Below are 15,733 nucleotides of genomic sequence, written 5' to 3'. Positions count from 1 at the left end.
GTAAAAATAGCGGACACTAATTAGAGAGTCCGCTATTAAAATTATAAATTAAGTAATTTACTTTTTTGTTCTTGGAACTCTTCTTCTGTCAGTACACCACTTTCTTTTAATTTACCCAATTTTTCTAATTTAGATAACAGATCATCACCACCACTATTATTAGAAGGTTGTTGTGATGAGTTATTTTTTGTAGATAGGATAATATCAACTAGTGGCTGTACTGAATTTTTTTGTAGTGTACCAACTTCATAAATAGTACCAGGAGTGTTTATTTTTATTTTGCCTCCTGCTAATCCAGAAGATGAATCAATTGAAGTAATTGCATCATAATTTACGGAAGATGAATCAATTTTTTTATGGAAAAGGCCACTCTTTTTATGTAGAAAAATAACTCGTTTGTTTGTAGGAATGATCAACCAAATATTAGATTTTACGAGTCCGCTATTAACACATAAAACAGTTTCACCATTATTTAATAATTCAGGTAGTCTAGTGAAAATATCAAAAACACCCATTGTTGATTTATAGCTTGTTAATGCTGTAAGTCTATCAAATTCTTCTTTTAATTGTTTTTTATCGCACTGTTTTAAGTCCATTATAATCTCTCTTTTTATCTATATACTAAAGAAAATTTAATTAAAATAGATACTAACAAACTCATTAGTAACAAGCGAGAAAGATGATTTCAAATAACTAAAACTACATAAGATTCTTTATGTTTTTTGATGTCGGTACCATATTTTGATGATTGAAATGAGTTTTTAATTTCTCAAACAAATCCCTTGCTACATCCTCCGTCATATACGTCCTCATTGGCTCCCGTCTAACATCTTTCATTTTAAACGTGCTCTCATCAAACATTGGATCAGAAAAGATAATATCCATAAACAGATAGCCATAAGGGTTATCTGCAGATAAACGAGCCTCTTCTAACTGAGCAATATATTCAGCATTATTGATTTCAAGTTTAATCATGGTACCACCTATTTAACTGTGTTTTTGTACAGTAATTTATATAGAGTAATGAATAGAATAGCAAGAAGAAAAGGGCAATTTTATGGGCTAAAGAAAGGGGGATTTTGAGAGATTATTTGTCGTCGTTTTACCAGAGTTTTACCAGTAGCAAATTTCAGACATAAAAAAACCAACCGTAAATGGTTGGTTTTCTTAAATATTGTTGGTCGGCATGATAGGATTTGAACCTACGACCCCCGACACCCCATGACGGTGCGCTACCAGGCTGCGCTACATGCCGTTTATATCCCGTATATTACTGTTTTTGACTGCTAAAGCAACCCTTTGCGCATTAAGTGACGTAATTTTATACATTATTGATAGGATCAGCGCTCAATGAAGCGTTTTTGTTCAGCAAGAACTTGCAGTAATAATTTCAAATCAGGTTTTGCGGCACTAATTTCTTTTCCTGATTTATCAAATAATGCATATCTGCCATGTTTATCTATCAACAAAGTATTATCTTGTAAAAAGATCACAAATGTTTCGTCATCACCTGTGAATATCCATGGGTGATTGCGACTACTTGCAAAAAGGTCTTCACCTTGAGAATAGTTATCCGCAGGGCTAATGACATGTAAAACATGCTGCATCAACGTCGTCATAATATCTTGATGGCTAGTCATTTTATCAATTAACTGTGGTGCCATATTTGGCCAATGTATCATCAGAGGTACCTGTGATTGGCTTAAGTTAAACGTTGTTTTATTAGAAAGCCATTGATTATTTTGCTTCTTATCACTGTCTTGATGATAGTTAGAGGTCACGATGACAACGGTATTATCAAGTACCTTGGTGTCTTGCAGTGTATTAAAAATAGCCTCTAATTGTGCATTCAATGTTATACGCTGAGCGTCTTTATTAGTATGGCCATTAATTTGTAAGAAAGAAAACCAAGGTGTTGCTTGATTATTTTTCACTAACCAATTTCGCCAGCTATCAATCGTAGCATCGTTATTATCACTACGTGATGTCGGAATAGAAAAATCAGATAATACCGCTTGTTTAAACAAGGGGGTTTGAAACCCATTGGTAGAGAACAAGGCTAATTGATAGTTTCGATAACTTAGCGCATCGAAAAAGGCTGAATTTTTTCTACTACTTAACACACTATCTAAATAAGATGGCGAAATACCATAAAATAAACCAAATAATGCCGTATCATTATCAATCCCAGATGAATAATGGCGTGAAAAATCGAGGTTATTTTGTGCAAATTGTCGCAAGCTTGGTAATTTAGGCACTTCTTCGTTACCTAAACCATCAATAACAACCACGAGCAAGTTATAAGAATAGGTATCTTCGGCATAGATTAATGGAGCAAGTGGGTAAGTGATACCTTGTGCGGCTGGATTACCTTCACTGATAACACGTTGTTCATATTCTGATTGGTTAATGAAACCATGGCGCTCAAGGAACTTACGCGCTGTCATTGGATACGATAACGGTAAATTAGCGCGTTGCATGGTGATAGGGCGATAAAAGTTAGCATCAGCCCAAATTGACATAGAGTGTGATAATACAAAGCAAGTAATAAAGACGCCTGCCAAGGGTTTTCCCCATCGCTGACGATTTAGACTACGTAACTTTTGCCAACTCCACGTTGCAAACAGCATCTCAATAAGAAAGATAATAGGGATGCCAATAAAAATAAGTTGCCATTCACGTGTCATTTCACCTTCATCTGGATTAATAACTAAATCCCAAACAAGTTGAGTAAGGTGAAGCTGAAATTGCTGGTAAACAGCCATATCAAAGATAAGGATAGTTAAACCTGCACTGGCAAGAGCACAAGAGATCACTCTGAGTAGGCGTTGAGAAACAACGACAAAAGTGAGTGGAAAAAGAATAAGGATGTAGATAGCAAAGACAATAAAACTGAAGTGTCCCATCCAACTTACAATAGCGTAAAAACGACCCGCAAAAGTTGCAGGCCAATCTGAAATAAACAGGTAACGACTTCCAAGCAGTAAGCTTAGAATAATATTAAATAGCGCAAACCAGTGACCCCAACTGATCATTTGGGATACTTTTTCACGATAGGATTGAGGTCTCGTTACCATGTCTATGAGTAATTTTTCTATGTTTATTAGTGAATATTGCCTTCATCAATTGAAGCACGCAGTGCGCGAACAAAAGAATCAGCAATCAGCATTCGTTGAGCAGGTGCAATACTGGTATTAATTAAGTTTGTCACCATATTCCCCAACACCATCAAAGAAAGATCTGTAGGAGTATGATGTTTTTCAAGAACGCTGACAAGTTCTGCAAGTAATTGCTCAACTTGTTCATCACTATAACGGGATTTTTGTGGCATAAAATCAGAATTCCTACTAAATGAATAAAACGCTATATATTACCGTATTGCTAGGTCTTTTTCCGCTATTAAATTAATTAATTTTCCCTTGATACTGAAAGTAGGGAGTGTTTGAATACGCGCATGAGAAAGTGAAGAAATAAAAGAGGACGACCATGAGTCTAGATATTAGTCAGTTAGTCTTACATCAGCTTATCAAGCGAGATGAGCAAACATTAGAAGTGGTGCTACGCGATTCAGTATTAGACATTGAGCCTGTTGTTCAGGAAATGATTGAAGAGTTGCATCGTGTCTACAGTGCAAAAAATAAAGCTTATGGTCTGTTTAATGAAGAAAGCGAATTAGCTGAAGCATTGCGTTTACAGCGTAAAGGCGAAGAAAATTTTTTAGGTTTTTCGCGAGCAGCAACAGTGAGATTAAAAGATGAATTAGCAAAATATCCTTTTGCTGAAGGGGGCACGGTTCTCTTTTGTCATTATCGTTATTTAGCGGTAGATTATCTTTTAATTGCGGTGCTCAGTAGTTGTAACAGTATGTGGGTGAATGACAGCCTTGATGTTTCATCAACGCGCTATTTAGATATTCCTCATGCAGATATCATTGCTCGTATTGATTTAACAGAGTGGGAAACTGCACCAGATTCGCTGCGTTATTTAACTTTTTTAAAAGGTCGAGTCGGTCGTAAAGTTTCTGACTTCTTTATGGATTTTTTAGGTGCTCAAGAAGGTTTAAACGCTAAGGTTCAAAACAAAGGTTTATTACAGGCCGTTGATGATTTTTGTGAAGCATCAGAAATGGGTAAACAAGAACGTCAAACCTGTCGTGAACAAGTATATAGCTACTGCAATGAGCAATTGCAATCTGGAGAAGAAATCGCCTTAACTCAGCTTGCCGAAGAACTTCCCTCTTTAGGTGATCAAAATTTTGCACAATTTACAGAAGAAAAGGGCTATGAGTTAGCAGAAACGTTCCCTGCTGATCGCAGTACCTTACGTCAACTGATGAAATACTCTGGCAGTGGTGGTGGATTAACCGTTAATTTTGATGCGAAATTATTAGGAGAGAAAATATTCTGGGATCCAGCAACAGATACACTCACCATTAAAGGCACACCGCCGAACTTACGTGATCAGTTACAGCGTAGGGCATCAGAAAAATAATTAAGCGACAGAAACAAATAACGCCACATTAAGTGGCGTTACATGCTCGGCGTCCCGAAAAATAAAGCTCGAAGGGTGGCTTATTAAGCGCGCAGGAAGTCAATATGAGTAATTTTTGGCTTATACTCGTGACGTTGCACTGCTTTAACTTTAACTTTAGTTTCTTTGCCATCGATAACCAGGTTAACGAAATCAGAATAGAATTCAGATTTGTGTTCTTGGTTGATCACTTCGTTGTGATCTAAATCGATAGCGATTGGCTCTTCATTTCCGCCATAAACGATAGCAGGAAAACGGTTAGCCACACGCAGGCGGCGGCTCGCACCCTTACCCTGCTCTTTACGTACAGTTGCATTAATAGTTAACATCTTTTTTCTCTTATGAAAAAGAAAGAAAATACATACCTGTTACAGGCGACCCAGCAACAAGCTCGAGATTTGGTTTATCTAAAAATAGATAAAGCGGGGCGCATTTTAACGAAAAAGCGGGCTAACAGCAAATGTTAATCCATATTAATACAAGGTATCTGCTTTTCGGTAGTGTCCGACGTAGTCGAAAATTTTATTTCTTATCTTCCAAAAGTGCTCTTTTTTACCTTTATGGGCAACAATAAAATCAGGGTAACGTAATAAATCAAATTGTTTAATAATGTCGTTAGCATTATGCCAAACAATAGGGACACCCGGTACACGTTGATGTTCACGCAAAAATTTCAACTCAAAGACTTTACGTTGTGCTGGAGTGGTTAGACGAAAACGTTCTGATACTGATGTACCTTCTTCATCAAAATAATGAATTTCTAGCCATTCGCCTTTACTATCATTTCCAGATTGAAATTGCATGCCACCACAGCGCAGGACAAGTGCCCCTTTGAGTTTTAATGCTGCTTTAAGCATATCATCAGGGTCAACTAAAATTTCATCACAGTGGATACAACGGCGCGCTGCAATATCATTTTCTTCATTACAGTGGGGACATAATTTAAAACGAAAACGAAATTCACATTGTTGTTTTTGCCCATCTTTATTTAGTTCCCAACCTTGGCAACGTCTCCCATAATGTTCAATGATATCGCCATCAGCATCAACAATTCCCCAAAAGGTATTGGCAAATTGACAAATAGGGCAGAAAACTTGTACCGGCTTACTATTTGGATTTGGTTTTTTAGTGCCGACTTCAGGAAGATAGAGATCATGAGGATTACCTGCATAATCTAAAATCAGGCACTCTGTTTTTCCTGCAAATAATCTTAATCCGCGCCCTACAATTTGTTGATATAAGCTGACTGATTCCGTAGGGCGTAAAATCGCAATTAAATCAACATGAGGTGCATCAAAGCCTGTTGTTAATACAGCAACATTAACCATATAACGTAACTGTTGTTGTTTAAAACGAGAAATAAGTGTATCTCGTTCATGAGAGGGCGTATCAGCACTTACTAATGCGGCCTCGTTTGGCGGTAAAAGTGAGAGAATTTCTTTTGCATGTTCAACGGTAGCCGCAAATATCATCACACCACGGCAATTTTTTGCATATTCACTAATTTGTGAAACAATATGTGGTGTAATGCGTTTTTGCTTTTTTATTTCACGATTAAGATCTTCTTCATTAAATATTCCATTTTGACTTGTTCTTACTTGGCTAAAATCATATTGCAAAATAGGCATATCTAAGCGTGTTGGTGGCACTAAAAAATGATTACTTATCATATAGCGCAACGGTAATTCATAAATACAATCCCGAAAAAAACAATTTTCATCGCCTTTAATCATACCGTGATAATGATATTGATAAATCCAACCAGTAGGTAAACGATAAGGTGTTGCAGTTAATCCTAAAACACGTAATTGTGGATTAATGGATTGCAGTTGCTTAATAACTTGTTGATATTGGCTATCTTTAGACAAACTAATACGATGACATTCATCAATAATAAGAAGTGAAAATTTATCATTAAATTGAGATAAATTACGCGCGACAGATTGTACGCTACCAAAGACAACTTTCCCGCGACTTTCTTTTTGCTGCAAGCCAGCGGCATAAATATCAGCAGATAGACCATAAGCTTCATATTTGCTATGGTTCTGTTCTACTAATTCTTTTACGTGTGCTAATACCAATACACGCCCACGCGCTCGTTTGGCCAGTTCTGCGATAACTAAGCTTTTCCCTGCGCCAGTAGGTAATACAATGACCGCGGGTGTGTGGTGTTGGCGAAAATAAGAGATTGTCGCGTTAACGGCATCAAGTTGATAGGGTCTGAGTGTAAAAGCCATAACTCTACATAAGAAATCAAACAGGGTGCCAGCGTAACATTTTTTTATAGATAGCGCGAATAAGAGAAAAGGGGATTAGTGGGTAAAGATAGTGATAATTTATTGATAAATTAATTAGTTGTTTTATTGTTAATATTCATTTTTAATAGATACCTCATATCAGATGGTATTCTTCCATTTTTCAGAGAAATTCATGCGATTAGATAAATTTTTATCCCAGCAATTGGGGATTAGCCGTAGCTTGATCCTTCGTGAGCTGAGATCAGGGCTTGTAACAATTGATGGTGACGTGGTGAAAAGCGGTTCAACCAAAATAGCGCCAGAGCAAGAAGTCGCTTATGACGGTAATGTGTTAACTCAAATTTTAGGGCCTCGTTACTTTATGTTGAATAAGCCTATCGGCTATGTATGTTCAACTGATGATCCTGTTAATCCGACAATTCTGTATTTTATTGATGAACCACTGGCTTATAAATTACATGCTGCTGGGCGTTTAGATATTGATACTACTGGGCTTGTTTTATTGACAGATAATGGTCAATGGTCACATCGTATTACCGCACCAAAGCATCATTGTGAGAAAACCTATTACGTCACACTGGAAGAGCCTATTGCCGAGGGTGTTGCTGAACAGTTCCAAAAAGGCGTGCAACTTAATGGCGAAAAAGATCTGACAAAACCAGCAACTTTAGAAATTATTACGCCAACAGAAGTCAAACTCACTATTAGTGAAGGCAAATATCATCAAGTAAAACGTATGTTTGCTGCGGTGGGTAATCATGTAAGTGCGTTACACCGTGAGCGTATTGGGGATATCACATTAGATGAAACTTTAGCTGAGGGCGAATATCGTCCATTAACAGAAGAAGAGATCAACAGCATCCACATACCTCAATAATTATTATCTATCCTGTCGTTTTTGGGAGTTTATCTGCGTGCAACAGCAACGTTCGTCGTACCTGAGTCTCATTTTAATCCTGGGGCTGATTTCCATGCTTATGCCATTGGCTATAGATATGTATTTGCCAAGTTTACCGACTATTGCGCAAGATTTTGGCGTGCCTAGTGGTAAAGTGCAACTGACATTAAGTATCTATATTTTTGGTTTTGCTATAGGGCAATTAGTGTATGGGCCTATGGCTGATAGTTTGGGGCGCAAACCTGTTATTTTGGGAGGTGTGATCGTTTTTGCTTTTGCCTCTAGCGCATGTGCATTATCTGAATCTATTGATATGTTAATTGGCATGCGTTTTTTACATGGCTTTGCTGCTGCGGCTGCCAGTGTGGTGATTAATGCATTAATGAGAGATATGTTTTCTAGAGATGATTTTTCTAGAAGTATGTCTTTTGTCTCTTTAGTAATGACAATTGCACCTTTATTAGCACCATTATTAGGTGCTTGGGTGATGAATTGGTTTTCATGGCATGCTATTTTTTGGAGTATCGCAATAGCCGCAGTGATTGCGGCTGCATTAATTGCTTTTTATATTCCAGAAACATTACCAAAAGAGCGCCGTCAGCGCTTTAGTTTAAGGGTCACATTTAGCCAATTTATTAGTTTATTTAGAACACGTCGCGTGCTTTGTTATATTTTAGCATCGGGATTTTCTTTTGCTGGGATGTTCTCGTTTCTCAGTGCAGGACCCTTCGTGTATATCGAATTACACGGCATTCCATTTGATCAATTTGGTTTGTATTTTGGTTTTAATATCATCTTCTTAATTGTTCTGACCAGTATTAATGGACGATATGTTCGTCGATTTGGTGCATTGAATATGTTACGTCTTGGTTTAACCATTCAATGTATTATGGGGATCTTTTTATTATTCGTGGTTGCGCTTAATTTGCATTTCTATTTCCTTGTTGTTGGGGTTGCAATGTATATCGGTGGAATTGCCATGATCACCTCAAATGCGATGGCCGTGATCCTTGATGATTATCCTCATATGGCGGGAACGGTTGCCTCTTTAGCAGGAACAGTCCGTTTTGGTGTGGGTGCTTTAGTGGGTACAGCCATTGCTATGTTTCCTGCAAAATCAGAATGGCCAATGGTTAGTGCTATGGCTTTTTGTGTACTGTTTGCTATGGGCTTTATTTTACTTGCTCGTCGTTATAAATAAGAATATCACGCTATAAATAACAGAAGTTTATAGCGTGCTTCTTTTCTTTTCCTTTATTTCCTCTGAATAAACCACATTTTCCTCTGCTGTATTTCATGAAACGTTTCCAATTAGTCTGTTTTTTGATTTGAATCAATACCTGATGTTGTTTTTTTGTTAAATTAAGTAAAATTTATTTTAATAATCATCTATTATTGTTTTGTTGATATGAAGTATCGTGATAAAAATTGATAAATTGTTTTACATGAATGCGTAATATTTTATACAATTATTTTATATGGTTGATAAAATGTTAAATAAATGAAAGAATAATTGATGAGATTAATCATCGTAGAAATGAATGCGTACAAACACCAGACTAAATAAATGGTTTGATACGTCTCTTTACTTTTTTTGTAAAATAAATGTAACATTTATGTTTTACAATTAACCAAGTTCTAATATGAAGTGTGAGCAAGTCAGTTCAAACTCGTATTGATGATGTATTAAATTAACGTGTTGATGAAACAGGATTGATTTGTGAATAATGTACAACTTTCGGTAGTTCATAAGCTGCCGCTGAGTTATCGGTGGCTAGCAGGTTTTGCAGGTACAAGAGTCGAGATACTGCCTGAAAATGATGCTGGAAAGCAAAATACATTGATTGGCTTAAAATTATTAAGTCATGATGGTATGACACTGGACGAGGCAATACAAAATTTGCGTCAGTATCTGAGTAATCTCCATATTGATAGCGTTGTGATTGAGTGGGATGGGGTACGTTGCCTTTTCTTGTGTAGCGACGATGAATGTGCAGCATTATGTTGTTTAAAAAATGCCGGTGTTGCTATCGCTGAGCCATTCCCTACTGCATATTCTTATTTATAACATTTATATGTCTTTATAAAAGTGACATAATGATTGTGTGATTTATAGTATGAGTAAAGAACACAAAAAAAGCCTCATTAATCAAATAATGAGGCTTTTTTATTGCGATAAGATATAAGGGAATAAGTTATCTTAATATATTTTGAGAAAGGTTGTTTTCAACAAGTGCTGCATCGTTATTTTCAATAACACGTCTTGCTGCATAAAAACGTTTGTTCCAGTATACATTTGACATTTGTGACACAGTAACACCATTGCTGGTGGATGCATGAACAAACTTATCATTACCAATGTAAATACCGACATGACGCATAGTGCGGCCTGTTTTGAATAGAACTAAATCACCTGCTTGTAATGTTGATTTATTAACCTGAGTACCTGAAAATTGTTGGTCTGAGGTTGAGCGAGGTAGTTCTACACCGAATTGGTCAAGAAAAGTTCGTTGTACAAAGGCAGAACAGTCGATGCCTTTTTTTGTGTCTCCACCTAAACGATAAGCAACACCTTTCCAGTCTGCATATTGGTCAAGTATCTTAGATTTGATATCAAGATTCTTCACCAATGATTCAAATTCATCTTGAGATGCTTGGGAAATAGACGTGCTTGATGATGTATTAAGTGGGGCAGTGCTTGAATTCGCTAAGCGTGAATTTGCGTTCTGTGAGCTACAGGCCGATAACGTAGCTACAACAATGAACGCCGGTATGAGCTTAAGCATTCTCATATACGGTTTTGTTCTCATTGTGACAGATTTCCCTTACATCCTTACGTGCAGAAGCGCACATGAATAATTCACCAAATAACCAGAGAATATAGTGTAATTTAACTCTGGCAACCCCATTTCGCGAAAAACGTGCTCTAAAGCACGTAAATATCCACATTAAACAATAAATAATGAGGAAACTAGAAAAGTGTACAGAAAGAGGCGTTAAATGGCGAGAGAAAAGAGGCTTAATTTACAAAACATTAGATAATAAAGTGCTAATACTTAAAATAGATCTCATTTTGTCATAATAATATCATTTAACTCATAAAAATCGGACCAAAAGAATAAGTGCAAAGATTACACCTATTCTTTTGTAATAAATTAGATTCATTTTCCCTTTTGTTTTTTAAATGGGAGGTATTTTTCTAAATTTTTAATTATGACATCAGATAATGGCGTGATTAATAACCAACTGGTCGTGATTAAAGTTAAAGAAATTGAGCCTACTAATATATCAGAAGCCCAATGTGCGCCAGCCATAACACGAGGTAGTGAGAATATAACAGTAATAAAAAGCGCACATAAGAAAGAGCGGAATGAAAGATAACGTAATATAAAGCTACAAAAGATAAGCAACATCAAGCCATGATCCCCCGGAAAGCTGTCGCCAGAGGCATCTTTTGTCGGAATACCCGTGATAACGCCTACTCTATGTACATCTTGAAAATGCAGTGTTGGGCTGGGCCTTTCAATGGGAATATTTTGTCCAATTTGATTAATCAGCACGGCACTTATTACCATTACTAATCCCACAATTATAAGATGACGTTTGCCTATATAATCTTTTTTACGAAATGTATTGTAATAAAGTGCACCCATTGCAAATAAAATGACTAAGTCAAAGGCTCTATTATTGATATAGGCAACAAAAGTAGCAAAAAACGTATCAGGCAAAATATGCTGATTAAAAAAATAAAAAATATGAGTATCTATTGATAGCCAAAATCCGTGTTGCGTTGGAAGATACCAAGAGAAAAAAATGATTAGTCCCGCCAGATTAAGTAGAAAGATGGCGACTGCTTTTTGACGAAAATTAGAAAGTTTCATAGTAATAGAATGACAATTTTTACGTGTATTTAGTGATGTAGATCACAATAAGTTTAAATTTGATTATAGGACTATAGTCAAAATAAAAAAATATATCTTTGCAATTTGTCGCTTAGATAAATGTTACCTGTTCGTTTCATTTTTGTTGATTGCATTCATCCTTACCTAACTTAAATTTAGAATATTTTTTCTTGATAGTCTTAATTTGAGTATTGTATAATTTTTTTCTATTCTTTAATTAAAGATAAAAATTAAATAAATAAAGTAACAAGCCGATATTAGTTAGGACTTTAATAACATATTGGCCTGTTGGCTTTCTACACCCAATAAATAGAGGAGATTAGTTTTGAAGAAGGTATATATTACAGCTATGTGCTTGGCTTTATTATTTAGTACTTCATCTTTTAGTAAAGAAAATAAAGTCATTGGCTCTGGAACAATTACTTTTGTTGGTGCAATTGTGGAAGGAAATTGTCAGATGGATACGGATAAAAATACTTTTAAAACAAGCTGTTGGAATGGACGTGAAATGCAGGAATCTGAATATCAGCTAGAAAGGAACAAACACTTTAACTCAAAGCTGATTAACAACAAAGGTTCTATGGATATTAAATGGATTAATGACAACTTAGCTGTAATGAATATTGTTTATAATTAATTTTCTATTGTCTTTATTATAAAAATAATTGTGTTAATTAAATAAAATTTTAATGGTTTTATAGAACTGTTATTAAAGTTAAAAATATTTGACTTAAGTTTAATCAACGTTGATTTCTTATTTATAAATATCGAACACTTATATTTGATAGACATCAAATATTCTTCTTCTGTCTATATGATTGTCATATTTTATTGCTATGATGAAAATATGTCGGGTAGGTGTGATCCTCATACCTGCTAGCGCAAACAAGAAGTGAGGTCGTTATGAGAAAATATCTGACCGTAGTATGTAGTCTTCTCGTTTCCAGTTCGATATCGTTAGCTTGGGCATCTGATCCCATGCAAACAACAGGGCAGATTTATCTGCGGGGTGCAATTGTTGATCCTGCATGTGAAATGAATTTCACTCTCGATAAAGCTGAATATCAGTGCTACAAACACAACAAAGTGTTTACCTCTACTCAATCTATCGTTCCGGCTTCTTTTGATAAATCCCAACAAACTATTATTTTGCCTAAAGATATGGGTAAGGCACAAATTCGTTGGATGGATAGCACACAAAAGAATGGTGTTATTGACGTTCAATATTTTTAAGATGTTGTGCCAGAGAGAAGTATCAAGGATAAACAAGTCAAATAATCGTTTGTCACATTGGATTTCTTACGATTATCTGACCTATTTAAGCAACATTAGCGATTTGCTAATGAGGGAGCATTTGACTATTGATCAGTCAGCTCTGCCCATATAACGACGTTCAGCAATATGAATACGAACTTTATCACCTGTTGAAAGGTATTCAGGTACCTGAATAACTAATCCTGTAGGTAATGTTGCAGGCTTTGTACGCGCACTTGCTGATGCACCTTTAATACCTGGAACGGTTTCTACTATTTCCATATCAACAGTTTGTGGCAGTTCTAATGCTAAAACCTGGCCATCCATTGTTAATACTTGCATTCCTGCTAAGCCTTCTTCAGGAATAAACAGTAATTCATCTTCAATTTGATCTTTTTTGAAGGTGTAAGGTGTGTAATCTTCATTGTCCATAAAGATATATTCATCACCATCAATATAAGAAAAACTGACAGCGCGACGCGTTAAGTTGATAGTATCAACCATATCATCGCCTTTAAAACGCTCTTCTACTTTCTGGCCTGTACGGATATCAGTAAAGCGCATTTTGTACAGAGTACTTGCGCCACGAGCACTCGGTGCTTGAATATCAACATCTTTTACCAGTAATAATTTGTTGTTATAACTAACAGCCATACCACGTTTAATTTCATTGGCTTTTGCCATATAAAACCTTCCATTAAATAACATTGACGATAATGGCGACAAAATTACTCGTAGTGCAGAAACTTGGCAAGTTATTCGCACACATTTTTATAAGATTTAATAAAAAATAAAGCCAACTAATGCTGGCTTTTGATGAAGGGATTAACGGTAGATAGGGAGAAAATTAAAGTTTGCTAAGATATGTGCGCTAGCATTGATGATGCCAAATAAAATAACAAATCCAATCATAAACATACCACCAGGAGCCTTAAAGCTCTGACCTCGATGACGTTGGCGACTGGCCTTTGCCATTAAGGCTGGAATAATTGCTGCCCAAATAGTTGCTGCGAGACCTGCAAATCCAATGGCATATAAGAAGCCATCAGGGAAAATAATGGCTAAAATAGTCGGGGGTATAAACGTCACTAGTGCAGATTTAAATCGACCACTTCCTGTATTGGAGAATTTAAAGAAGTCCGCTAAGTAATCGAATAATCCTAATGAAACGCCTAAGAATGAGCTTGCTAATGCCATATAAGAGAATAAATCTAATAGCAGTGATACTGTAGCATTGGCAGTAGTTGAACGCATTTGAGTTAATAAATTACCAATATTTCCACCATCAGCAATGACTTGCTTGAAATCTTCACGAGGTATATTACCCTGTACCACAAACTGCCATAAAATATAAATCGCGAGTGAAATTAACGTACCAATAAGTAAGCTTTTCATGACTGCTTTGCCATCTTTACGGTAGTACGTTACTAAACCTGGAATATTACCGTGATAACCAAACGAGGTAAGTAAATAAGGTAATGCGGCTAAGGCATATGGTAAGTAGCTGGCATTGCTTTCATTTGTGTTAAATAACACCGGCATTTTTACTTCAGTAAATAAACCGCCAATAGCTAATATAAACGCAATGACCATCCCGCCAATTAAAATAGTGCTTAATCTGTCCACTGCACGTGTTGATAACCACACGAAGAAAGCGACAATCAAAGCAAATACTAGGCCTGCAATCGCTTGTGGTACGCTGATCATCTCTGCAAAATTTTGTACGATAATTGAGCTGCCTGCTGAAATATAAGCATAAGTCAAAATATAGAGAACAAATGCAATAGAAAGGCCATTAATGGTGCTCCAGCCTTTTCCTAACAAATCTTTGGTAATGGTATGAAAGCTGGAACCTAAAGGATAATGAAGATTCACTTCTAAGATCATTAATCCAGACATAAATAAACAAAACCAAGTGTAAATCAACAGAAAAATAGAACCGGTAAACCAGATACCTGAAGTCACAATAGGAATGGAAAACATACCAGCACCGACGGCGGTACCTGCAATGATCATAGCACCACCGAGTACGGATGGTCGCTTTGTTAGTGATGTGACTTCTGACATAAGATGTCCTTATAAAATTAACTCAATGTACTAGCTTGATGGTGTAAAGAATACACTTTTGAATTCAAGGTGTAAATAGAGGAAATAGTGCTTTATAAAAGAAAAAACTGAGTAAAAATAATACAATAGAAAAATGTGATTATATAAATCAATAGATTAGTGCGAAGGTTATTAGAAATGATAAAGAAATAAGGGGATAAATAAGTCAAGTTTTAAGCAAAAATAAAACATTATTCTGAATAGAGAATATTCAGAATAATGAACAGGATAGAGGATTTTTAATTAATCTTGGTAAAATTGTTTACTTTTCCATAAGGTAATGGAGTTACGACTAGCTTCAAAATGAGGTTCAGGTAAATCATCGGGTGAACACCAGCGAATTTCAGAGCATTTGTCTGGCTCCATTAATTTGGGTTTATCGCCTTGGTATTGTGCAACCATGCAAATAGAGACAGTGTGTTTGCCTTCTAATTGGTAAGTTTCCAGATTATTACTAATACCAATCACTTGAGGCGCTGTAATTGCAATACCAATTTCTTCTTCTATTTCACGAATGGCGCATTGTTCAAATGTTTCACCTTCATCAACATGACCACCAAAAATTGACCAGTAAGGTGCATGTTTTCCACAACGCTTTCCTACTAAAATGTCGCCTTTTTCATTTACGATAATCACGCCAACGCCTACCACGACTGACATTCTAAGCTCCTTATTTTTTATATAGTTATCGATAACGGATAAGATAAGTCGTTTTTATGGGTGATATTGTCCTTTGATGATAGCAAGAGTGCAAGAACAACCCGAGTGATTTCACTGAATAAAAG

17 protein-coding genes and 1 tRNA gene are annotated in these 15,733 nt (G+C 36.0%); 6 read left to right on the top strand and 12 right to left on the bottom strand.

The window, feature by feature from the left end:
- Positions 1 to 41: 41 nt before the first annotated feature.
- From INT39_RS03475 to INT39_RS03455, 5 genes are all read right to left on the bottom strand, one after another.
- Positions 42 to 596 carry a PH domain-containing protein gene (locus INT39_RS03475; RefSeq protein ID WP_193014308.1) on the bottom strand — a complete coding sequence of 185 codons (555 nt, stop codon included), beginning with the start codon at positions 594 to 596 and terminating at the stop codon, positions 42 to 44.
- Positions 597 to 699: 103 nt separating this feature from the next.
- Positions 700 to 975, bottom strand: a complete 276-nt coding sequence (locus tag INT39_RS03470; protein WP_072069949.1) for a hypothetical protein — start codon at positions 973 to 975, stop codon at positions 700 to 702.
- A gap of 203 nt (positions 976 to 1,178) precedes the next feature.
- Positions 1,179 to 1,255, bottom strand: a tRNA-Pro gene (locus INT39_RS03465).
- Positions 1,256 to 1,340: 85 nt separating this feature from the next.
- Positions 1,341 to 3,077: an LPS biosynthesis-modulating metalloenzyme YejM gene (yejM, locus tag INT39_RS03460; RefSeq protein WP_193014309.1), complete on the bottom strand. Its 1,737-nt coding sequence runs from the start codon at positions 3,075 to 3,077 to the stop codon at positions 1,341 to 1,343.
- Between the two features lie 26 nt (positions 3,078 to 3,103).
- A complete protein-coding gene (locus INT39_RS03455) occupies positions 3,104 to 3,331 on the bottom strand; it encodes a YejL family protein (RefSeq protein ID WP_193014310.1) in 228 nt (75 codons plus the stop codon).
- 155 nt (positions 3,332 to 3,486) lie between these two features.
- Between INT39_RS03455 and yejK the strand changes: the two genes are divergently transcribed.
- Entirely contained in the window at positions 3,487 to 4,491 is a 1,005-nt protein-coding gene (yejK, locus tag INT39_RS03450; RefSeq protein WP_193014311.1) for a nucleoid-associated protein YejK, read from the top strand.
- An 83-nt stretch (positions 4,492 to 4,574) separates the two neighbouring features.
- Here yejK and rplY read toward each other — a convergent pair whose 3' ends face one another.
- Both rplY and INT39_RS03440 read right to left on the bottom strand, forming a co-directional pair.
- A complete protein-coding gene (rplY, locus tag INT39_RS03445) occupies positions 4,575 to 4,859 on the bottom strand; it encodes a 50S ribosomal protein L25 (protein WP_006537318.1) in 285 nt (94 codons plus the stop codon).
- A 144-nt stretch (positions 4,860 to 5,003) separates the two neighbouring features.
- Positions 5,004 to 6,767, bottom strand: coding sequence for a DEAD/DEAH box helicase (locus tag INT39_RS03440; RefSeq protein WP_193014312.1), 1,764 nt, complete (start codon positions 6,765 to 6,767; stop codon positions 5,004 to 5,006).
- 193 nt (positions 6,768 to 6,960) lie between these two features.
- On the opposite strand from INT39_RS03440, the gene rsuA reads away from it, so the two are divergent.
- The 3 genes from rsuA (at position 6,961) to INT39_RS03425 (ending at position 9,754) form a co-directional block, all read left to right on the top strand.
- On the top strand, positions 6,961 to 7,665 hold the full coding sequence (gene rsuA / locus INT39_RS03435) for a 16S rRNA pseudouridine(516) synthase RsuA (RefSeq protein WP_193014313.1): 705 nt from the start codon (positions 6,961 to 6,963) through the stop codon (positions 7,663 to 7,665).
- Between the two features lie 37 nt (positions 7,666 to 7,702).
- A complete protein-coding gene (locus INT39_RS03430; protein WP_413465685.1) occupies positions 7,703 to 8,887 on the top strand; it encodes a Bcr/CflA family multidrug efflux MFS transporter in 1,185 nt (394 codons plus the stop codon).
- Between the two features lie 519 nt (positions 8,888 to 9,406).
- On the top strand, positions 9,407 to 9,754 hold the full coding sequence (locus INT39_RS03425; RefSeq protein WP_193014314.1) for a YejG family protein: 348 nt from the start codon (positions 9,407 to 9,409) through the stop codon (positions 9,752 to 9,754).
- A gap of 127 nt (positions 9,755 to 9,881) precedes the next feature.
- On the opposite strand, the gene mepS is transcribed toward INT39_RS03425, so the two are convergent.
- Complete coding sequence (gene mepS / locus INT39_RS03420) at positions 9,882 to 10,496, bottom strand: bifunctional murein DD-endopeptidase/murein LD-carboxypeptidase (protein ID WP_193014315.1); 615 nt, start codon at positions 10,494 to 10,496, stop codon at positions 9,882 to 9,884.
- Positions 10,497 to 10,847: 351 nt separating this feature from the next.
- Positions 10,848 to 11,567 carry a phosphatase PAP2 family protein gene (locus INT39_RS03415; RefSeq protein ID WP_193014316.1) on the bottom strand — a complete coding sequence of 240 codons (720 nt, stop codon included), beginning with the start codon at positions 11,565 to 11,567 and terminating at the stop codon, positions 10,848 to 10,850.
- A gap of 346 nt (positions 11,568 to 11,913) precedes the next feature.
- On the opposite strand from INT39_RS03415, the gene INT39_RS03410 reads away from it, so the two are divergent.
- Both INT39_RS03410 and INT39_RS03405 read left to right on the top strand, forming a co-directional pair.
- Entirely contained in the window at positions 11,914 to 12,225 is a 312-nt protein-coding gene (locus INT39_RS03410) for a hypothetical protein (protein ID WP_193014317.1), read from the top strand.
- 266 nt (positions 12,226 to 12,491) lie between these two features.
- Positions 12,492 to 12,821, top strand: a complete 330-nt coding sequence (locus INT39_RS03405) for a hypothetical protein (protein ID WP_193014318.1) — start codon at positions 12,492 to 12,494, stop codon at positions 12,819 to 12,821.
- Between the two features lie 132 nt (positions 12,822 to 12,953).
- On the opposite strand, the gene yeiP is transcribed toward INT39_RS03405, so the two are convergent.
- The 3 genes from yeiP to INT39_RS03390 all read right to left on the bottom strand — a co-directional run bounded on the left by yeiP (position 12,954) and on the right by INT39_RS03390 (position 15,608).
- Positions 12,954 to 13,526 carry an elongation factor P-like protein YeiP gene (gene yeiP, locus INT39_RS03400; protein ID WP_193014319.1) on the bottom strand — a complete coding sequence of 191 codons (573 nt, stop codon included), beginning with the start codon at positions 13,524 to 13,526 and terminating at the stop codon, positions 12,954 to 12,956.
- 141 nt (positions 13,527 to 13,667) lie between these two features.
- Positions 13,668 to 14,909 carry a tryptophan permease gene (gene mtr / locus INT39_RS03395; protein WP_193014320.1) on the bottom strand — a complete coding sequence of 414 codons (1,242 nt, stop codon included), beginning with the start codon at positions 14,907 to 14,909 and terminating at the stop codon, positions 13,668 to 13,670.
- A gap of 282 nt (positions 14,910 to 15,191) precedes the next feature.
- Complete coding sequence (locus INT39_RS03390) at positions 15,192 to 15,608, bottom strand: NUDIX domain-containing protein (RefSeq protein ID WP_193014321.1); 417 nt, start codon at positions 15,606 to 15,608, stop codon at positions 15,192 to 15,194.
- Positions 15,609 to 15,733: the final 125 nt, after the last annotated feature.

Source organism: Pseudomonas sp. FME51, from assembly GCF_014897305.1.
The sequence above is the reverse complement of the archived record's forward strand: the minus strand, read 5'-3'. Positions and strand labels throughout refer to the sequence as shown.